The 19,730-nt window shown below is 65.0% G+C and carries 16 protein-coding genes; 12 read left to right on the forward strand and 4 right to left on the reverse strand.

Annotated elements, in window-relative coordinates:
- The first annotated feature begins 4 nt into the window (after positions 1 to 4).
- Complete coding sequence (locus OIT41_RS10495) at positions 5 to 2,398, forward strand: RelA/SpoT family protein (protein WP_078108975.1); 2,394 nt, start codon at positions 5 to 7, stop codon at positions 2,396 to 2,398.
- Positions 2,399 to 2,409: 11 nt separating this feature from the next.
- Here the strand turns inward: OIT41_RS10495 and OIT41_RS10500 are convergent, their stop codons facing one another.
- The 3 genes from OIT41_RS10500 to OIT41_RS10510 all read right to left on the reverse strand — a co-directional run bounded on the left by OIT41_RS10500 (position 2,410) and on the right by OIT41_RS10510 (position 5,495).
- The gene (locus OIT41_RS10500) at positions 2,410 to 3,054 is read right to left on the reverse strand and encodes a type IV toxin-antitoxin system AbiEi family antitoxin (RefSeq protein WP_241709980.1); all 645 of its coding nucleotides are present in this window, start codon (positions 3,052 to 3,054) and stop codon (positions 2,410 to 2,412) included.
- Positions 3,055 to 3,147: 93 nt separating this feature from the next.
- Positions 3,148 to 4,656, reverse strand: coding sequence for a DUF349 domain-containing protein (locus OIT41_RS10505; RefSeq protein WP_241709979.1), 1,509 nt, complete (start codon positions 4,654 to 4,656; stop codon positions 3,148 to 3,150).
- A 65-nt stretch (positions 4,657 to 4,721) separates the two neighbouring features.
- Positions 4,722 to 5,495, reverse strand: a complete 774-nt coding sequence (locus OIT41_RS10510; protein ID WP_370873929.1) for a peptidylprolyl isomerase — start codon at positions 5,493 to 5,495, stop codon at positions 4,722 to 4,724.
- Between the two features lie 258 nt (positions 5,496 to 5,753).
- On the opposite strand from OIT41_RS10510, the gene hisS reads away from it, so the two are divergent.
- The 3 genes from hisS (at position 5,754) to OIT41_RS10525 (ending at position 9,919) form a co-directional block, all read left to right on the forward strand.
- Complete coding sequence (hisS, locus tag OIT41_RS10515) at positions 5,754 to 7,109, forward strand: histidine--tRNA ligase (protein ID WP_264636429.1); 1,356 nt, start codon at positions 5,754 to 5,756, stop codon at positions 7,107 to 7,109.
- Between the two features lie 145 nt (positions 7,110 to 7,254).
- Positions 7,255 to 9,048, forward strand: coding sequence for an aspartate--tRNA ligase (gene aspS, locus OIT41_RS10520; RefSeq protein WP_078108980.1), 1,794 nt, complete (start codon positions 7,255 to 7,257; stop codon positions 9,046 to 9,048).
- A 100-nt stretch (positions 9,049 to 9,148) separates the two neighbouring features.
- Positions 9,149 to 9,919, forward strand: coding sequence for a GNAT family N-acetyltransferase (locus OIT41_RS10525; protein ID WP_264637954.1), 771 nt, complete (start codon positions 9,149 to 9,151; stop codon positions 9,917 to 9,919).
- A 15-nt stretch (positions 9,920 to 9,934) separates the two neighbouring features.
- Here OIT41_RS10525 and OIT41_RS10530 read toward each other — a convergent pair whose 3' ends face one another.
- Positions 9,935 to 10,612 carry an acVLRF1 family peptidyl-tRNA hydrolase gene (locus tag OIT41_RS10530; protein ID WP_241709976.1) on the reverse strand — a complete coding sequence of 226 codons (678 nt, stop codon included), beginning with the start codon at positions 10,610 to 10,612 and terminating at the stop codon, positions 9,935 to 9,937.
- Positions 10,613 to 10,653: 41 nt separating this feature from the next.
- Between OIT41_RS10530 and OIT41_RS10535 the strand changes: the two genes are divergently transcribed.
- From OIT41_RS10535 to OIT41_RS10570, 8 genes are all read left to right on the forward strand, one after another.
- A complete protein-coding gene (locus tag OIT41_RS10535) occupies positions 10,654 to 12,114 on the forward strand; it encodes a replication-associated recombination protein A (RefSeq protein WP_264636430.1) in 1,461 nt (486 codons plus the stop codon).
- Positions 12,115 to 12,284: 170 nt separating this feature from the next.
- The gene (gene rpsD / locus OIT41_RS10540) at positions 12,285 to 12,905 is read left to right on the forward strand and encodes a 30S ribosomal protein S4 (protein WP_078108983.1); all 621 of its coding nucleotides are present in this window, start codon (positions 12,285 to 12,287) and stop codon (positions 12,903 to 12,905) included.
- 149 nt (positions 12,906 to 13,054) lie between these two features.
- Positions 13,055 to 13,429, forward strand: coding sequence for a DUF948 domain-containing protein (locus OIT41_RS10545; protein ID WP_078108984.1), 375 nt, complete (start codon positions 13,055 to 13,057; stop codon positions 13,427 to 13,429).
- Between the two features lie 42 nt (positions 13,430 to 13,471).
- Positions 13,472 to 13,684 (forward strand): hypothetical protein, encoded by a 213-nt coding sequence (locus OIT41_RS10550; RefSeq protein ID WP_241709990.1) that lies wholly within the window; start codon positions 13,472 to 13,474, stop codon positions 13,682 to 13,684.
- Positions 13,685 to 13,815: 131 nt separating this feature from the next.
- Positions 13,816 to 16,494 carry an alanine--tRNA ligase gene (gene alaS / locus OIT41_RS10555; protein ID WP_264636431.1) on the forward strand — a complete coding sequence of 893 codons (2,679 nt, stop codon included), beginning with the start codon at positions 13,816 to 13,818 and terminating at the stop codon, positions 16,492 to 16,494.
- A gap of 2 nt (positions 16,495 to 16,496) precedes the next feature.
- Complete coding sequence (gene ruvX, locus OIT41_RS10560) at positions 16,497 to 17,087, forward strand: Holliday junction resolvase RuvX (RefSeq protein WP_264636432.1); 591 nt, start codon at positions 16,497 to 16,499, stop codon at positions 17,085 to 17,087.
- Positions 17,084 to 18,799: an endolytic transglycosylase MltG gene (gene mltG / locus OIT41_RS10565; protein ID WP_264636433.1), complete on the forward strand. Its 1,716-nt coding sequence runs from the start codon at positions 17,084 to 17,086 to the stop codon at positions 18,797 to 18,799. Before ruvX ends, mltG begins: the two co-directional genes overlap by 4 nt.
- The gene (locus OIT41_RS10570; protein ID WP_264636434.1) at positions 18,796 to 19,701 is read left to right on the forward strand and encodes a shikimate dehydrogenase; all 906 of its coding nucleotides are present in this window, start codon (positions 18,796 to 18,798) and stop codon (positions 19,699 to 19,701) included. Before mltG ends, OIT41_RS10570 begins: the two co-directional genes overlap by 4 nt.
- Positions 19,702 to 19,730: the final 29 nt, after the last annotated feature.

Consider the following 19,730-nt stretch of genomic DNA (forward strand, 5'->3'; position numbering starts at 1 on the left):
TTTTGTGGAGGAACGTACGACGTCGGCGCCGCCGGCGGGCGGAGAGGACGGCCTGAGCCGCGTGCCCGGCACCGCAACTGCAGCTACGGGCAGCACGGTGGATGGTGTGCCCGTGGACAGCCCGGGCGTGCGCCCGACGTTCCCCGGACGGCGCGAGCGGACGCGTTCCAGGCTGGCGAAATTGACCGGACGGGGCGCGAGCACCTATTCGCCCATCCTCGAACCGCTGCTGCGGACGGTCAGGGCCAACAACCCCAAGGAAGACCTCGATCTGATCCAACGTGCCTTCACGGTGGCCGAACGCAGCCACCAGGGGCAGAAACGGAAGAGCGGCGATCCGTACATCACGCACCCCGTGGCGGTGGCCACGATCCTCGCGGAACTGGGGCTCACCGGAACAACCCTGGCCGCCGCGCTTTTGCACGACACTGTGGAGGACACTCCCTACACCCTCGCTGACCTGACCCGTGATTTCGGCCCGGAAGTCGCGATGCTCGTGGACGGTGTCACCAAGCTCGACAAGGTCCAGTTCGGTGAGGCCGCGCAGTCCGAGACTGTCCGCAAGATGGTTGTGGCCATGGCCAAGGACATCCGCGTGCTCATGATCAAGCTTGCGGACCGTCTGCACAATGCCCGCACTTGGCGTTTTGTTTCCGCAGAGTCGTCCGCACGCAAAGCACGCGAAACCCTGGAGATCTTTGCGCCGCTGGCCCACCGCCTCGGCATGAACACCATCAAATGGGAACTTGAGGATCTGTCTTTCGCCGCCTTGTACCCGAAGGTGTACGAGGAGATCGTCCGGATGGTGGGGGACCGTACTCCGGAACGCGAGAAGAGCCTGAGCGTCATCCGCAACCAGATTGCCGAAGACCTGCGGGTCGCACGCATCAAGGCCACGATCACGGGCCGCCCCAAGCATTACTACTCGATCTACCAAAAGATGATCGTCCGGGACAAGGACTTCGACGACATCAACGACCTCATGGGCGTGCGCGTCCTGGTGGATTCCGTCCGTGACTGTTATGCGGCTCTTGGCACCTTGCATTCGCGGTGGAACCCCCTGCCGGGGCGGTTCAAGGATTACATCGCCATGCCGAAGTTCAACATGTACCAGTCCCTGCACACCACGGTCATCGGCCCTGGTGGCAAGCCCGTCGAGATCCAGATCCGCACGCACGAAATGCACCGCCGCGCGGAGTACGGCGTCGCAGCGCACTGGAAGTACAAGGACCAACCCAACCGGACCGCCGTCGGCCCGGGGAGCCCGAAGGACGGCGACATGGGCTGGTTGCGTTCCTTGGTCGACTGGCAGCAGGAAACGTCGGATCCGGGCGAGTTCCTGGATTCGCTCCGTTTCGAGATCAACGCCCGCGAGGTGTTCGTCTTCACCCCGAAGGGCGAAGTCATGGCGTTGCCGGCTGGATCGACGCCTGTGGACTTCGCTTATGCGGTCCACACCGAGGTGGGGCACCGGACCATAGGTGCGCGCGTCAACGGCAAGCTGGTACCGCTCAACAGCGAACTCAATCATGGCGACTGGGTGGAGATCTTCACCTCGAAGGCCGAAGGCGCAGGACCGAGCCAGGACTGGCAGCATTTCGTCAAGAGCGCCCGGGCCCGCAACAAGATCCGCCAGTGGTTCAGCAAGGAACGCCGCGAAGAGGCCATCGAGCGCGGCAAGGACCAGCTGACCCGGGCGATGCGCAAACAGAACCTGCCCTTGCAGCGACTCATGACGCATGACGCCCTGTCCACGGTGGCAGAGGAGTTCCACTACGTCGACATTTCCGGCCTGTACGCCGGTGTGGGCGACGGCCATACTTCGGCGCAGTCCGTCATGGAAAAGCTCATGGAGCACCTCGGAGGCCATGAGACGCCCGATGAGGACCTCGACGAAGTCAGTATTCCCTCGCAACTCCAGAAGACCCGGTACTCGGACTCCGGCGTCATAGTCAGGGGCGTCGGGGATGTCTGGGTGAAGCTGGCCCGCTGCTGCACGCCCGTACCGCCCGATCCGATCCTCGGGTTCGTGACCCGGGGCTCGGGAGTGTCGGTACACCGCACGGACTGCACGAATGTCTCGGATCTCCGTGACCAGCCCGATCGCATCGTCGAGGTCGAGTGGGCACCGACCCAATCCAGCGTCTTCCTCGTTGAGATCCAGGTGGAAGCACTGGACCGGAAGTCGTTGCTCTCGGACGTCACCCGCGTGCTGTCCGAAAACCACGTCAACATCCTCGCAGCCTCGGTGCACACGTCCAGCGACCGGGTTGCCATCTCCCGCTTCGCTTTCGAAATGGGCGACCCGAAGTACCTGCACCATGTACTCAGCGCTGTGCGCCGGATCGACGGCGTCTTCGACGTCTACAGGACCACGGGGAACCGCAGGAGAAGCTGAATCGAAGCATCTCACGCGGCCTCCTTGGGTTGGAATGCTCCGGCCGGCGGCGGGTCAGCGCTCAGAGCCAGCGCGGCGAGCTTGCGCAAGGCAGCCTTTTTGTGAGGCACCCTCGCGGACGCCTCCACCGCGAGGGTGACGAGGCGCAGCCGGACGCCCAGTTCCTCTTGGGACAGCAGCATTCTCAGTGCGGGCAGGGCCCGGTCCGCTTCGACGTGAAGCGCCACATCGACGGCCGTCCGGAGCGGACTGGTCACGAGCAGGCCGCCGATGCTGACCACGTCCAGTTGGCCCAAGCGGACTTCATGCAGGATGCAGCCACGGGCCGAACGCACGCTCGATATACGGTGTTTGGCATCCACCAGGAGCGAAAGTTTTTCGGGAGCATCCGCGCAACCGTAGATCCAGGCTGCCGTCATGCGGCCTGCAATGACCTTCCTGCGAATACGGTCCGGAACCACCAGGGCGGCCGCGCGGGCGCGAAGCCTCGGCGTGACGACCAGGCCGGGAGGCGTGAAGCTCTTCTCGTAGAGCGGGGTCAGCACACCGTCCGCGGCCATCGATTGCAGCTCGGCCCACGTGAACAGGGGGCTAGGGGCGTACAGTTCCTGGGCAGGGACGACCTGGTGCTGCGAGGGCGGTATTCTCGGGGCCATCCAGCAATCATTGCGTGGCCGCCGCAACGGGAACAGGCCCCGTCCCGGCTATGTGGATAACCGGGACGGAGCCTGTTCGATCAAGCTGTACTACTAGGCGAGGTCGCTCGCTGAACGCTGGATCTGGTCCAGCCAAGCCTCGCGGGCCTCAAGGGCCTCACGGGCGTTCTTGATGCGGCGCTGGTCTCCGGCCTTTTCAGCCTTTTCCAGGTCTTCCTTGAGGCCGGCGATGGCTGCCTCGAGTTGTGACAGGGCGCTGTTGGTGCGGGCTTTTGTCTCCGGATTGCTCCGGCGCCACTTGTCCTCTTCGGCGTCGCGGACGGCGTCCTCGACCTTGCGCAGGCCGGCTTCGATCCTGCCCATGTCGGCGCGGGGGACCTTTCCGGCTTCTTCCCAGCGGTCACGGATGGACTGCAAGGCCTTCTTGGCAGCGTTGAGGTCCGTGATCGGCAGCAGGGCCTGGGCCTCGACGATGAGCTCTTCCTTGACGGAAAGGTTGGCAGTGTATTGCTGGTCGATCTCGTCGTTGGCCGCCTGGCGGTTGCTGAAGAAGACGTCCTGGGCTGCGCGGAAACGGAGCCAGAGGGCGTCATCGTCTTTGCGGCTTGCACGGGGAGTTGCCTTCCACTGATCCATGAGGCGGCGGTATTCGCCGGCCGCGAAACCCCAGTCCGTGGAGCTGGAGAGTGCTTCTGCCTCGACGATCAGCTGTTCCTTGGCGACCTTCGCGGCCGAGTTGGTGCTGTCCAACTGGGAGAAGTAGGCGCGGCGGTGGCGGTCGAAGACGGTACGCGCCGAGCGGAACCGCTTCCACAGGGCGTCCTCGTTGCTTCGGCCAAGCCGGATGCCGTTCTTCTGGGCCGTCTTCCAGCTCTCGAAGAGTTCGTTCATGCGGGCGCTCGACGTCTTCCACTGCACCTGGGACGGATCCTGGGACGCGATGGATTCGGCCTCGGCAACGATCGCCTCGCGTGCCGCGAGTTCCGCGGAGCGGGCGGCGTCGTGCGCGGCCTTCTCTGACTTCTCCAACTCGGAAATCTGTCCGGCCAGGGCATCGAGACGGGCTTCCGCAGTGCGAATGTCGCCCACCATGTTCCGCTCGGCAAGCTGCTCGCGCAGGTGCTCGACCGTCTTCTGCATGTCGGTTGCGGGGGCCTTGGACTCCACGCGGTGTTCCATCAAAACGATCTGCGCCACGACGTCGTCGTACTTCCGGGCGAAGTATCCCAGCGCCTCGTCGGTGCTCACTCCCGGGTACTGTCCCACCGGCTGCTCTTCGCCGTCGATGGTCAGGAAGACGTGGCCATCACCCTCGGCTCGCCCCCACTTTGCGGCTTCCGCGAGGGACACAGCCGTAGGCTGGGCCGCCGGCGCGGCCGGAATCACGCTGGGCGAGGCTTTCGGGCGGGCAGCAAATGCCGCCGGAGAAGGCGCATGCGAGGGGGCAGGACGCGGTGCCGGAGAAGCAGGCTTCGGCGCGGACTCGGCCGCGTCGTCTGCCGGGGCAGCTGATTCGACGCCGGTTTGCCCGGCCGCCGGCGCCTGAGTCTCTTCTTCGTTGGCCACTACTGCAGTTTCGTCGGATTTCTGACTGTCTGTCACCGCTAAAAGTCTTTCGCTTGGAGGGATTACTAAGGTAATGCGCCGTGGACCGTGGCCCGGGCTGGTTACTTCAGAGAAAACGAGTCTATCGTGACAGGTGCCACAGGGGCGCCGTCGGTGGCGCTGCTGCCCGGATTAATACCTGCCTGGGCAATCTTCGTCACGACATCCATGCCGCTCGTCACCTTGCCCACCACCGTGTACCCGCCGGCAGAATCCGGGGGAATGACCGTGTCCTTGTACACGATGAAGAACTGGTGCCCGTTGCCGTAGGCGTTATTGCCCGTCCTGGCGACGGCGATGGTTCCGGCCGGGTAGGTGTTGTTGGCGGGCGTGTTCTCCAGCGGTCCCCAGTGGAAGTTGGGGTCATCGGTGGTGTCCGCGCCCTTGGCTCCGCACTGCAGCACCGCGAAGTTGTCAGCGGTGGTCAGTCGAGGGCACTTGAGCCCGCTGTAGTAGCTCGCATCAGTCAGCGATTTGAACACGGCCGCGGCCTGGGGAGCCGTCGTACCATCCAGTTCGACGCCGACGGCGCCTCCGTTGAGGCTGAGCTGGCCGACGAAAGTCTTCCCTGCAGCGGTGTCCGGTTTGGGAATGCCGGCACTATTCGAGCCTGTCGCGGCGGCGGAAGCGGAAGGGCTCGCAGAGGCTGAGGCCGACGGCGAACTCAGTCCGGCCTGCGCCGCGGCGAACTCCGACTCGCTCGGGTTCGAGTTGAACACCGTGAGTTGGAGCACGACGGCGGCAATCAAGGCGGCGGCACCCACGCCGACGGCGATCACGTTGTCCCTGCGGCGGCGCTTGCCCTGTGCACGCCGAAGCTCGCGCTTGGCTTCCATCTGCCTGATGCGCCGTTTGGCTTCACGGTTGTCCCGCGGCCTTGTAGACAAAGGTCCTCCTGGTTGTCTGGACAAGCTTCCATCGCAAGCAAGCCAGACCGTGGTGCCTGCATTAGATGTGCAGGCGCCGAAAGCATAAACTGGCTGCCGCACATAGTTTATGCATGACTGGCTGGACGCCCGCCCAAGCTAAGCCGAATCGGCCGTGGTTCGTGGCGGCGGTCCGACCCGCGCAATCGTTGAGGAGAAAATTCCACCATGGCTCGTACCGCCTCCCTGTCCGGATTCCCCGAGTGGCTTCCCCAGGAGCGGTTGGTGGAATTGCATGTGCTGGACACGCTGCGCAAGACGTTCGAACTCCATGGCTTCTCTTCCATCGAGACCCGCGCTGTGGAAACAGTGGGCCAGCTCCTCCGCAAGGGCGAGATCGACAAAGAGGTGTACGGACTCAGTCGCCTCCAGGAAGACGAAGACGCCGCCGGCGAGGGCGGAAAGTCCGACAAGGCAGATCCCCATGCCCTGGCCCTCCACTTCGACCTCACGGTGCCGTTTGCCCGCTACGTCGTCGAGAACGCCGGCTACCTTGCCTTCCCGTTCCGCCGCTACCAGATCCAGAAGGTATGGCGGGGAGAACGTCCCCAGGAAGGCCGCGCCCGCGAGTTCACGCAGGCGGACATCGACGTGGTGGGCGACGGCGAGTTGCCGTTCCGCTACGACGTCGAGATTGCCCTCGTGATTGCGGAAGCGCTGGGCGCCCTCCCCATCCCGGACTTCCGTTTGCGCATCAACAACCGCAAGCTGGCGGAGGGCTTCTACCGCGGCATCGGCCTCATGGACACTGCCGGGGTCCTTCGCAGCATCGACAAGCTTGAGAAGATCGGCGAAGCGAAAGTTGCCGAGTTGCTCAGGAACGAGCTTGGCGCCACGGATGAGCAGGCGGCACTCGCGCTGAAGCTTGCAGGCATCCGCACCGAGGACACGTCCTTCGTGGGCCAGGTCCGGGCGCTTGGCGTCTCGGACGAGCTTCTTGAAGAGGGCCTCAGTGAGCTGGAACAAGTCATCGAAGCCGCCGTGCAGCGTGCCCCCGGGAAGGTTGTTGCCGACCTCAGCATCGCCCGGGGCCTCGACTACTACACCGGCACCGTCGTCGAAACCGTCCTGGTGGGTCACGAGCAGCTCGGTTCCATTTGCTCCGGAGGCCGCTACGACGCCCTTGCCAGCAAGGGCAACCGCAAGTTTCCCGGCGTCGGCCTCTCGATCGGGGTGACCCGCCTCGTCTCCCGCATCCTCAGCCAGGACTTCGCGACGGCGTCGCGCTCGGTGCCCACGGCCGTGCTCGTGGCCTTGAACAACGACGACAGCTGGTCTGCCGCCCAGGACGTCGCGGCGCAGCTGCGCGGACGGGGGATCGCAACCGAAGTTGCGGCGAAGGCAGAGAAGTTCGGCAAGCAGATCAAATTCGCCGATCGACGCGGCATTCCCTTCGTCTGGTTCACCGACGACGACGGCAAGCACCAAGTGAAGGACATCCGCACCGGTGAGCAAGTCGACGCGGATCCGGCCAGCTGGGAGCCGTCGCCCGAGGATCTCCACGTCCGCATCACCACGCGCTAGGCACGCACCGGCGCCCCAAGGGCGTCAACCCGGCCAACGTCGCCGGGAACCGGCCTGGCCTGGTGGGGCCGTGCATCATCCGTACGGGTAAACTCGAACGGGATCGTTTTGTCATGATCCTGTAAATCATGTTGAAAGGAATGCTGTGCTGCGCACACATGACCTCGGATCCTTGCGTTCCGAGCACATTGGACAGACCGTCACCCTGGCAGGCTGGGTAGGCCGCCGCCGAGATCACGGTGGCGTGGCCTTCGTCGATCTGCGTGATGCGTCCGGTGTCGCCCAGGTGGTTGTCCGCGAGGAAGAGGTCTTCCACGGCCTGCGCAATGAATACGTGCTGCAGATCGTGGGCACCGTGAGCAAGCGTCCCGAGGGCAACGAGAACCCGGCCCTCGCCACGGGTGAGATCGAGGTCATCGCCGAGAAGGTCGTGATTCTCAACACTTCGGATCCCCTCCCGTTCCAGATTGACGAGCACGTTGAGGTCGGCGAGGAAGCACGGCTCAAGCACCGCTACCTCGACCTGCGCCGCCCCGGCCCCGCTCACAACCTGCGGCTGCGCTCCGAAGCGAACCGCGTGGCCCGCGAACTGCTTCACCAGCAGGGTTACGTGGAGATCGAAACTCCCACGTTGACGCGTTCGACGCCGGAAGGCGCCCGCGACTTCGTTGTTCCGGCGCGTCTGGCACCGGGTTCCTGGTACGCGCTTCCGCAGTCGCCGCAGCTTTTCAAGCAGCTGCTCCAGGTTGGTGGTTTCGAAAAGTACTACCAGATCGCCCGTTGCTACCGCGACGAGGACTTCCGTGCGGACCGCCAGCCGGAATTCACGCAGCTCGACATCGAGGCCAGCTTCGTTGACCAGGACGACATCATCGAGCTTGGCGAACGAATCGTCAAGGCACTGTGGCAGCTGATCGACGTCGAAATCCCGACGCCGATCCGCCGCATGACCTACCACGAGGCCATGGCCAAGTACGGCTCCGACAAGCCGGACCTGCGCTTCGGCCTGGAACTCACCGAGTTGACAGAGTTCTTCAAGGACACGAATTTCGGTGTCTTCAAGGCACCGTACGTCGGCGCCGTCGTCATGCCCGGCGGAGCCTCGCAGGCCCGCCGCGCGCTGGACGCCTGGCAGGAATGGGCCAAGCAGCGCGGCGCCAAGGGCCTCGCGTACGTGCTGTTCAAGGAAGATGGCGAACTCACGGGTCCCGTTGCCAAGAACCTCACGGACACCGAGCGGGCCGGCCTGGCTGACGCTGTGGGTGCCAAGCCCGGCGACTGCATCTTCTTCGCCGCTGGCGAGAAGTCCCCGTCCCGCGCTCTGCTGGGAGCTGCCCGCGTGGAGATCGGCCACCGCACCGGCCTGATCGATCCCAAGGACTGGGCCTTCGTCTGGATCGTCGACGCGCCGATGTTCGAACCTGCAGCCGCAGCAGTCGCCTCCGGTGACGTCGCGGTCGGTGGCGGACAGTGGACGGCCCTGCATCACGCCTTCACCTCCCCGAAGCCCGAGTTCCTGGACTCCTTCGACAAGGACCCGGAAGCGGCCCTGTCCTACGCCTACGACATCGTGTGCAACGGCAATGAAATCGGCGGCGGGTCCATCCGTATCCACGAGAGCGACGTGCAGGAGCGCGTTTTCGAGCTCATGGGCCTGGACAAGGAAGACGCGCAGACCAAGTTCGGCTTCCTGCTGGAGGGCTTCAAGTACGGCGCACCTCCGCACGGCGGCATGGCCTTCGGCTGGGACCGCGTGGTGGCCCTGCTGGCCGGTGTCGACTCGATCCGCGACGTCATCGCGTTCCCGAAGTCCGGCGGCGGCTACGACCCCCTGACCGCTGCTCCCGCGCCCATCACGGCGCAGCAGCGCAAGGAAGCCGGAGTTGACTTCAAGCCTGAAGCCAAGGCCCAGGCAGCGCCGGCAGCCAAGCCGGAGTAGCAGGACACCGCAGAAGTAGCCCGGAGGCCCCCGCATATCGCGGGGGCCTCCGGCGTACCATGACGGCGATTGATTTCGAGGAGGACGCGTGGCGCAGGAGATGAGCCTGGCATTGATCGAAGCGCTGATGGACCACGCTTGGCCGGCCCTGGATCGTGAGGACACCGGGGGATGGGTCATGCGTGCGGCCGGTGGCGTCACCCAGCGGGCCAACTCGGTCTGGCCGAGGGAAGAGGCCGATGACCACGAGTCTGCAGTACGGGCCGCCTCGCAGTGGTATCGCTCCCGGCGCCTGCCGCTGATCTTCCAGGTCTTCGACGACGAGCGGAGCGCGGGCCTCAACGCTGTGCTCGATGCGCAGCGATTCACCCGGCAATCCGAGACCCTCATCCTGGTCCGCGCGGCTGACACACCTCCCGGCGCTCCCCGCGGTGACCTGCCGAACGACGTCGAGATCTCCGAGGAGCCGTCCGAAGAGTGGCTGCGGCTGTGGTGGTCCGTCGACGGGCGCGGCGGCGACGCCGAGCTGGAGATCGCCCGGAAGATCCTCGTGTCTTGCCCCTCGGTCTACGCCCTCGTGACGGACGACGACGGCGTCCCGGCCGCCGTCGGACGCCTTGCCTTGGTGGACGGCAGGGGAGGCATCTACTGCATGGCAACCGCGGCCGGACACCGTCGGCGGGGCTTCGGGCGCCAAGTGCTTGACGCCCTTCTGACGGCTGGCGGTCACCGAGGCGTGTCAGGGTTCTGGCTGCTCGCGATGGCCTCGAATACCGCTGCCCAGGCTCTGTACGAGGGCGCCGGATTCACGGAGCGCGGCAGGTATCTCTACCGGCAGGCGCGCCCGCAACGGGCGTTGTCGGGCTGCTAGTGGCGCTGCGGTCCGCTACGGCGGATCAGTGACCTGTATCCGCACCGCGCACGCATCCGCCGCGGCACGGCGCAGCACTGTCGCATTGGGATCGGCGACCGCCAGGAACGCGAGCCTTGTCCGCGATGCGTATTCTTTCAACGCCGCTTCCGCCAGGACTGCCGCGGACAGCGCGGCGTCTCCGCCCAGGACCAGGTATTCGATACTGTGTCCGGCGAACACGCCGGCGGCATATCCGGCCACGGCCTCCGTGAGCGCGTTGGCTTGGTTCTCGCGCCGCCGGGCAAAGCGTTGCTGTGAGGATCCGCCTGCCGCGGAGCGTGACTGCACGTAACGGGACCCCGACTTGGACGCAGACACTGTGCCGCCGCTCACGACGCCCACCGCGTAGCCGCCGCGGCGCACCAGGACGATACCGAGCCGCCGTTCCTGTGAAGCAAGCGACGCCAGGCGCTCAACCGTGGTGGTTCCCTTGCCGGGCCTGCCATCGACAGGCCAGGGAGCCTTCAATAGCGCGGTGGCGCCGTCAGCCGCCCGCAGAAGGGTACCGCCGTCGTCGGGTTCTTCCGCAACGGCGCCATGGCTCGCGGCGAAGCGCTCCACCCAGCCGGTCACGCGCGGACCGGGGATGAAAGCGGTGCGTCCCGCCCCTGGCTGCTGCTTTTCGTTGGGGCCGGATGGCCGGGTCTCCACGTCGATGTCTCCTTAGCTGGAATCATGAGTAGCCTATCCATGTGGAAGATCTCTTTGGTGCCGGCGCGGACAACGACGACGACCCCGGCAGCCAGGCGGCGGATCCGGACAGTTCCAGAACAGGACGTCCATCGTCGCCGCGGAGCCCTTTGGCTGTCCGTATGAGGCCCCGGACGCTTGACGACGTTGTGGGCCAGCAGCACTTGCTGGGCAAAGGTTCCCCCTTGCGTCAGCTTGCCGCGGGGGCCGACGCAGCCGGTCCTGCCGGTCCGAGCTCGGTCATTTTGTGGGGACCCCCGGGCACGGGGAAGACAACTCTGGCACACGTCATCGCCCGCGGACCGGGCCGGAAGTTCGTCGAATTGTCCGCCATTACCGCGGGCGTCAAAGATGTCCGGCTGGTCATGGAAAACGCTTTGACTGCCCGGGATCTCTACCGGACCACCACCGTGCTCTTCCTGGACGAGATCCACCGCTTCAACAAAGCCCAGCAGGACGCACTGCTTCCGGGCGTCGAGAACCGGTGGGTGGTCCTGGTCGCCGCCACTACCGAAAACCCTTCGTTCTCGGTAGTCTCCCCGCTGCTCTCGCGATCACTCCTGCTCACCCTCAAACCGCTCACTGACAGCGACATCGAGGCGCTCCTGCAACGGGCCGTCGCCGATGCACGCGGCTTGGCCGGCGGAGTGGAGCTCACTCCGGAAGCCCTCGAGCATCTGGTCCGCTTGTCCGGGGGAGATGCCCGCCGCGCGCTCACCGCTCTTGAGGCCGCTGCCGGCGTCGCCTACGGAGACCGGAACGCCCCCGACGGCGGCGACGCTTCCGAAGAGCCCGGGCTGGCCGGCGACGGCGCCCCGGAGGCTCCGGTCGTCGTCGAACTCCGCCACACGGAGCGGGCACTGGACGTGGCCGCGGTCCGGTATGACCGCGCCGGCGACCAGCACTACGACGTCGCCAGCGCGTTCATCAAGTCGATCCGCGGTTCAGACGTCGACGCGGCCCTCCACTACCTGGCCCGCATGCTCGAAGCCGGCGAGGATCCGCGCTTCGTGGCCCGCCGGATCGTCATTTCGGCTGCCGAGGACATCGGCATGGCAGATCCCACGGCGCTGCAGACCGCAGTCGCGGCAGCCCAGGCAGTGCAGTTGATCGGCATGCCCGAGGGGCGGATCATCCTTGCCGAAGCCGTGGTGCACCTGGCGACGGCGCCCAAATCGAATGCCGCGTATATGGGCATCAACAAGGCCATCGCCGATGTGCGTGCGGGGATGGGGAACGGGATCCCCGCACACTTGCGGGATGCGCATTACCAAGGGGCGAAGGGCCTGGGCCACGGCCAGGGCTACAAGTACGCCCACGATGCCCCGCACGGCGTAGCCACCCAGCAGTACGCGCCGGATGACCTCGTCGGCAAGGACTATTACGAACCCACGGCAAACGGTGCGGAACGGGATATTGCTCCCAGGCTCGAGCGGCTGCGCCGGATCATCCGCGGCAAGTAGGCGTCATGGTAGGCTAGATGCTTGTCTGGCAAGGCTCGGGCGCACAATCCATCAAAACCAAGGTTTTGGTGCTGTGCCCTGCGCCCCGTAGCAAAAGGCAGCGGTTGGCCGATGCTCTCCCTCATGGAGGCCAGTAACACTGACACACCGCAGATATTGGAAGGACACAAGTGGCTAACAACACTCGTGCTCGCCGTACCGCACGCCTTTCGCGTGCACTCGGCATCGCTCTGACTCCCAAGGCCGCCAAGTACATGGAGCGCCGTCCGTACGGCCCCGGTGAGCATGGCCGTGCCCGCAAGAAGCAGGACTCCGACTACGCCGTACGTCTGCGCGAAAAGCAGCGTCTGCGCGCCCAGTACGGCATCCGCGAAGCCCAGATGACCCGTGCCTTCGAAGAAGCACGTCGCACCAAGGGCCTGACCGGTGAAAACCTGATCGAACTGCTCGAAATGCGTCTCGACGCCCTCGTGCTGCGTGCCGGCTTTGCCCGCACCATCGCCCAGGCCCGCCAGCTGGTTGTGCACCGCCACATCCTCGTTGACGGCATCCGCGTGGACCGCCCGTCGTTCCGCGTTGCTGAAGGCCAGCTCATCCACGTTCACAGCCGCAGCGAAGTCATGGCTCCGTTCCAGGTTGCAGCTGCCGGTGCACACGTGCTGAACTCCGTTCCGGCTTACCTGGACGTCAAGATCGACGCCCTGCAGGCACGCCTGGTTCGTCGCCCGAAGCGCTCTGAGGTCCCCGTGACCTGCGAAGAGCAGCTCGTGGTCGAATTCTACGCTCGCTGATTTCCAGCAAGCACCTACAAAGAAGCCCGTGGCACGCGCCGCGGGCTTTTTTGTATGTAAGGTACTTGGGGAAGCCACGCCGGGGGTACCCGTGTCGATCGAGATCGAGCACCAACGGCAACGCAACAAATGCTAGGAGATGAGTGTCCATGACTGGTGGCGATATTGCAGGCCTGATCGCGGCCGGAGTTTTCGCGCTCCTTGTGGTGCTGTTGGCCGTGCCGATCCTCAAACTCGGGCGCGTCTTCGATGAAGTCCGCACCTCCATCCGCTCCTTGAGCGACGGAGCAACGCCCCTGATGGACGAAGTCACGGCAACGGTGTCCACCACCAACCAGCAGCTGAAAAGGGTGGACGGGATCACTTCAAACGTTTCCGATGCCTCCGCCAACATCTCTGCTTTGTCCTCGCTGGTGGCCGCAACAGTCGGTTCGCCGCTCATCAAGGTGGCAGCTTTCAGCTATGGAGTGCGCTCTGCTTTTGCCGCCCGCCGCAAGCCGAGCAGTGGCCGCCGCAGCCGCTGAATCCGTTCGTAAGTCAGGAACACTGTGAAAAGAATTGTCTGGATGGGAATCGGCGTGGCAATCGGGGTCATCGCCTTCCGCAAGATCACCCAAGCACAGGCCAGTATTGGTCCCGACGGCCTGAACCGCGCGGTAGCGCGACTGGCTGACGGCGTCTACGACTTCGCCGATGCCGTGCGCGCCGGAATGAATGAACGCGAAGTCGACCTCCGTGCCGCGCTCGGCATCGCGGAGTCCGACGCAGGGAGCCGTTAAGCAGCCGCCAGGCACCGCGGTTCGCCCAAGCGGCCGTCAACAGGGCAGAATTAGAAGCTGCGGCGATGGCACATGCCAAAACCGCGCACAAACTCATGTGCAGTGAATTGAGAAGGGTAAGTAATCAGCTAATGAAGTCGCAGGAGATCACCAAACGCTGGGTGGACTTTTTTGTCAGCAAGGGCCATACCGCCGTTCCCTCAGCGTCGCTCGTATCCAGCGACCCTTCCCTTCTCTTCACTGTGGCCGGCATGGTTCCGTTCATTCCTTACCTGACCGCCCGCGAGGAACCGCCCTTCAACCGCGCCACGAGCGTGCAGAAGTGCATCCGCACCGGCGACATCGAGGAAGTCGGCAAGACCGCCCGCCACGGGACGTTCTTCCAGATGTGCGGAAACTTCTCCTTCGGGGACTACTTCAAGGAAGACGCCATCAAGTTTGCCTTCGAACTGCTCACGAAGAGCGTCGACGACGGCGGCTATGGTCTCGATGTTGAGCGCCTGTGGGTGACGGTCTACGAGGAAGACGACGAAGCCCAGGATTTGTGGCTCAAGAACACGGGAATCCCCGCCTCGCGCATCCAGCGGATGGGAAAGGCGGACAACTACTGGTCCACCGGGCAGCCTGGTCCTGCCGGTCCGTGCTCGGAAATCTACTACGACCGCGGCCCGGCCTATGGCGCCGAAGGCGGTCCCATCGCGGACGAAAACCGCTATGTCGAAATCTGGAACCTCGTGTTCATGCAGTACCAGATCGAAAACGTCCGCTCGAAGGTGGACTTCGACATCGTTGGCGAGCTGCCCAAGAAGAACATTGACACCGGCCTCGGCATGGAGCGCCTCGCGATGATCCTGCAGGGTGTTGAAAACATGTACGAAACGGACCAGGTCCGTCCCGTCATCGACAGGGTCGCGGCCCTGTCCGGCAAGGAGTACACCTCCGCCGAGTCTCCCGACGACCCTCATCACACGGACGACGTGCGAATGCGCGTTGTTGGCGATCACATCCGTTCGGCGCTCATGTTGATCTCCGACGGCGTGTCCCCGTCCAACGAGGGCCGCGGCTACGTCCTGCGCCGGCTGATCCGCCGTGCCGTCCGTGCCATGCGCCTCCTCGGCGTCGAAGAGGCTTGCCTCCCGCAGTTGCTGCCGGCTTCCCGCGACGCCATGAAGGGCGTCTACCCCGTGGTGGAGACCGACTTCGATCGCATCAGCCGCATTGCCTATGCCGAAGAAAAGGCCTTCCTGCGCACCATCGCCTCCGGCACTGCCCGCCTCGAGGAAGCCGTGGTGCTCTCCAAGGCTGCCGGAAAGCCCTTGTCCGGCGAGGATGCCTTCGCGCTGCACGACACCTACGGGTTCCCGATCGATCTCACCCTCGAAATGGCCGAGGAAGCCGGCTTGAAGGTTGACGAAGCCGAATTCCGCAGCCTCATGCTCGAACAACGCCAGCGTGCGCAGGCAGATGCAAAGTCCAAGAAGGGCGGACACGCCGATGTCTCAGCCTTCCAGGAGCTCCTGGCCGAAGGCGAGACCGTCTTCACCGGTTACACCGAGCTGGAAGGCGAGGCCCGCGTCCGCGGGATCGTCAGCTCCGGCCGGCGTGTTGCCCACGCTTCGACGGGCGACGAAATCGAGCTCGTGCTGAACGAGACGCCGTTTTACGCGGAGGCCGGCGGCCAGTCGGCCGACAAGGGCCTCATCACCGGTGACGGTTTCGTCGTCGAGGTCCTCGACGTCCAGCGCCCCGTGAAGGGCCTGAGCGTCCACAAGGCGATCGTCCGCGAAGGCGAAATCGCCTCGGACGCCTTGGTGCGCGCCGCCGTCGACCGCGAACGCCGCCACGCCGCGGAGCAGGCACACACGGGTACGCACATCGTGCACGCCGCCTTGCACCAGATCCTCGGCCCGGAGGCCACCCAGCGCGGCTCCTTCAACAAGGCCGGTTACCTGCGCTTCGACTTCGCCTGGGGCGAGGGGCTGAGCGCCGCCACGCGGTCCGAGATCGAAGAGGTCTCCAACATCGCGATCCGGAACAACTTCCGGGTGGACACCAAGATCATGGGCCTCGCTGAAGCGAAGGCCCTCGGCGCCATGGCCCTCTTCGGCGAGAACTACGGCAGCGAAGTCCGTGTTGTGGAGATCGACGGCGCGTGGTCCCGTGAACTCTGCGGTGGCACCCACGTGGCCAACACCTCCCTCATCGGCAGCCTGTCGCTGCTCGGCGAACAGTCCGTCGGTTCGGGAAACCGCCGCGTGGAAGCCTTTGTTGGCCTGGACGCCTTCCGGCACCTCGCAGCCGAGCGCGCGCTGGTCACCGAGCTCACGGAGATGCTCAAGGTCCCGTCGGGCCAGTTGGCCGACCGCATCTCCAGCACCTTGGCCAAGCTCAAGGCAACCGAGAAAGAACTCGACCGCCTCCGCAAAGAGCAGCTGACTGCAGCCGCCGGGAACCTCGTCGCCACGGCCCGGGATGCCGCAGGCGTCAGGGTAGTGGCACACGACGCCGGCCAGGTCGGGGGAGCGGACGACCTCCGCAGCCTCGCCATGGACCTGCGCAACCGGCTCGGCTCCGACGCCTCCACGGTTGCCGTAGCCGGTGTCAGCAACGACCGTCCCGTCATTATCGTGGCCACCAACGAGGCTGCGCGCGAAGCCGGCGTCAAGGCAGGTGCCCTGGTCCGCGTGGCCGCGGGAATCCTCGGCGGGGGCGGCGGCGGCAAGGACGATGTCGCCCAAGGCGGCGGAACCGACGCCGCGAAGATCGCATCGGCCCTTGCGGCCGTTGTGGACGCGATAACCAAGCGCTGATCTTGGAGGCCATTGCGCGCAACGACGACTACCCCCGGGGCATCAAACTGGGGGTGGACGTCGGCACCGTCCGTGTGGGAGTCGCCATCTGCGACCCGGACGGAATCCTGGCGACGCCGTTCAAGACGGTGAGCCGGGACGCCAAGAAGAATTCCGACATCGGGGTCATTGTCCGGCACGTAGCGGACCTCGGCGTCGTCCAGGTCTTCGTCGGGTTGCCGCGCACCATGAAGGGCGAGGAACACGCGTCCGCGGTCATGGCGAGCGACTACGCGGAGTTGCTCGCAGCCCACTTGCAGCGCCGTGGGCTCGACGTTCCGGTCAACATGGTGGACGAGCGGCTCAGCACCGTGACGGCCCACCGCAATCTCCATGAAGCTGGCATGAGCAGCAAAGATCATCGTAAAGTGGTGGATCAGGTTGCCGCTGCCGGAATTCTGCAGCACGCGATCGACATGCAAAAAGCCAGAGGTGCGGATGTGGGCAGGCGCGTGCAGGCGCCGATGCCACCCCAACACATTGACGGTGCCAGTGCGCCGCTTCCGGCCTCCGGCATTGATCCACACTCTCCAACGAGGGGAAGACAACTGTGAGCCCGGTCAACAACGACCCCTCCAACGACGCAGCAGAAGACCGTACCCGGCCTCTGACTCGTCGTGAAATCCGTGCCAGGGAACGCTTCCTGGAGACGCAGAACCAGGAGGTTCTGCCACCACCAGTGCCTGTCCACTTTGAGCCTGCCGAGGTTCCGAAGCCGCAGCCTGCATATGTCCCGGACTACGGGCCGGCGGCCCCTGAAGCGACCACCCATGCCGCCGGCCTCCGCGGCCACGGTGTTCCCAACCAAGGCGCTGCTTCCGAAAGCGCGGCTGCGCACGGCGAACCGGTTCAAGCGGACAAGGACGTGCAGCAGCACGATGCTTCGGATGCAGGCTTCCTGCAGCACGAAGACCCACTGCAGCACGATGCTTCGGATGCAGGCTTCCTGCAGCACGAAGACCCACTGCAGCACGAAGACCCAGCGCAGCCGTTCGACGCTGCCCACTACGACATGGTGCACCCTGACGCCATGGAGCACGACGACGCTGCCGGCTACGATGTCGCGCACGCTGACGAGTTCCACGAGCTGCCTGCCCATGAAGAGGGTCTTGAGCACCACGATCCCGAGTTGGCTTACGAGGTCCACGATGAGCACCCTGCCCATGACCTCATGGCGGCTGCGACTCCTGTGCCGAAGGCCCGCTCGAAGAAGGTCCGCAGGCGCCGCCGCCTTGTTGCTCTCCTGCTCACGCTCACGGTCTTCGTCACGGCGGTCGCCGTTGGGGCGCAGTTCCTGAAGCCATTGCTCGGGATGGACAAGGTCAGCGACTACCCCGGCCCGGGTACCGGCTCGGTGACCATCACTGTAGCGCCGGGTTCCGGCCCCAAACTGGTCGCCACAAACCTTCAGAGCCAGCACGTCATTGCCGACGCCGATACGTTCGTGGCGGCCTTCACTGCTGCCGGGGGTGAACTCTCACCCGGTGATTTCACCTTCCGGACGGAAATGAAGAACTCCGATGCGGTGAACGTGCTCATCGGCAAGGACACTTCCAAGGTCATGTATTTCGCGCTCAGTGCGGGATTGCGGATCGGTGAATCACTTGACGCGATCTCCAAGGGCTCGGGCATCCCGTTGTCCGACCTGAAGGCGCTCAGCGACTCGCCGGGCCAGTTTGGCCTCCCCGCCCAGGCGAAGAACCTGGAGGGCTTCCTGGCACCGGGGGAGTACCGCTTCCCCCTTGGAACCTCTGCCAAGGACATCCTGCAGAAGCTCGTCACGTCGACAACCGATGAGCTCAAGGCCCAGGGTGTCACGGATCCGGTCAAGCAGTACCAGACCATCACAGTGGCCAGCATCGTGCAGGCTGAAGGCGGCCAAGCCGATTATGGCAACGTGGCCGGCGCCATCTACAACAGGCTCAAACCGGGCAACACCGAGACGAACGGCCTCATCCAGTCGGACGCCACGGTTACCTATGGCCTGGGTACCAAGACCTTCCACCTGACCGATGCCCAGAAGGCCGACAAGAGCAACCCGTACAACACCTACGCCAACGTAGGCCTTCCGGTGGGTCCCATTGGTTCACCCGGCAAGACGGCGATCGATGCCGCCGCCAAGCCGACAGCCAACAACTACCTTTACTGGGTGACCATCAACCTGGACACCAAGGAAACCAAGTTCTCCAGCACTTTGGCGGAACACCTCAAGTACGTTGACCAATACAACGCGTGGTGTGCAGCCAACGCGGGACGGTGCGTGTGAGTAGACGTGCCGCCGTCCTGGGGCACCCTATCGGTCACTCGAAGTCACCGGCGCTCCACCGCGCGGCCTACGCGAAGCTTGGGCTCGACATCGAATACTCGGCGATCGACGTCACCGTTGAGCGGCTCCCGGCCTTCATGGCGGCCCTCCAGGCAGGGGACGACTGGTGCGGTTTGTCGGTCACGATGCCCCTCAAGACCGCCATGGTGGAAGAAGTCGACGAGGTCCGGGGGGCGGGGGCGCAATTGGGCGTCATCAACACGGTCGCGTTTGAAGCCACCGGCCAGGGCGTGCGGCGGATCGGTCACAACACGGATGTGGCCGGCATCGTTGACGCCGTCAGGAACGCAGGAGTCACAGAGCAGCCGGATTCCGCGATCCTTGGCGGAGGCGGGACATCCGCGGCGGCCATTGCGGCACTCCGGGAGCTCGGTTCGAAACACGTTGACGTCTTCGTGCGCGACGCCGGACGGGCCGCCGAGGCGAAAGCCGCGGCGGCCGCCGTCGGGCTTTCCATTCACCTCCGGCCGCTGGCTGAAGCTGCCGAAGGCATGGCCGGACTCGACCTGGTGATCTCCACGCTGCCGCCCCGGGCGGCAGACGGGATCGCAACGCAGCTCGAACAGCTTCCCGACAGCGGCAGGCTTCCCGACAGCGGCAGGCTTCCCGGCGATGACAAGTTTCCCGGCGATGCCTGGGGTGTGCTTCTGGATGTCGCCTACGATCCGTGGCCCAGCCGCATCGCCGAAGCGTGGCATTCCCGGGGTGGGGTAGTGGTTCCGGGGCTGGAGATGTTGCTCTACCAAGCCGTGGAGCAAATCCGCTTGTTTTCCGGAGCCGACGTCACCGCCGATGTCATAGATGTGATGTGTGACTCAGTCGGGCTTCCCCGGCGGGTCTAGTAAGGGCCTTACATGGCAGGATTGGATAT

This window comes from Arthrobacter sp. YA7-1 (assembly GCF_025960325.1).
In the GTDB taxonomy this organism is placed as follows: Bacteria; Actinomycetota; Actinomycetes; order Actinomycetales; family Micrococcaceae; genus Arthrobacter; species Arthrobacter bambusae_A.

What these genes read in the sequence shown, in the direction of transcription:
- alaS (WP_264636431.1), top strand. Translation starts at nt 13,816, where the DNA reads ATGAAGTCGCAGGAGATCACCAAACGCTGGGTGGACTTTTTTGTCAGC.
- OIT41_RS10510 (WP_370873929.1), bottom strand. Translation starts at nt 5,495, where the DNA reads ATGGAAGCCAAGCGCGAGCTTCGGCGTGCACAGGGCAAGCGCCGCCGC.
- hisS (WP_264636429.1), top strand. Translation starts at nt 5,754, where the DNA reads ATGGCTCGTACCGCCTCCCTGTCCGGATTCCCCGAGTGGCTTCCCCAG.
- OIT41_RS10500 (WP_241709980.1), bottom strand. Translation starts at nt 3,054, where the DNA reads ATGGCCCCGAGAATACCGCCCTCGCAGCACCAGGTCGTCCCTGCCCAG.
- OIT41_RS10525 (WP_264637954.1), top strand. Translation starts at nt 9,149, where the DNA reads ATGAGCCTGGCATTGATCGAAGCGCTGATGGACCACGCTTGGCCGGCC.
- OIT41_RS10545 (WP_078108984.1), top strand. Translation starts at nt 13,055, where the DNA reads ATGACTGGTGGCGATATTGCAGGCCTGATCGCGGCCGGAGTTTTCGCG.
- OIT41_RS10550 (WP_241709990.1), top strand. Translation starts at nt 13,472, where the DNA reads ATGGGAATCGGCGTGGCAATCGGGGTCATCGCCTTCCGCAAGATCACC.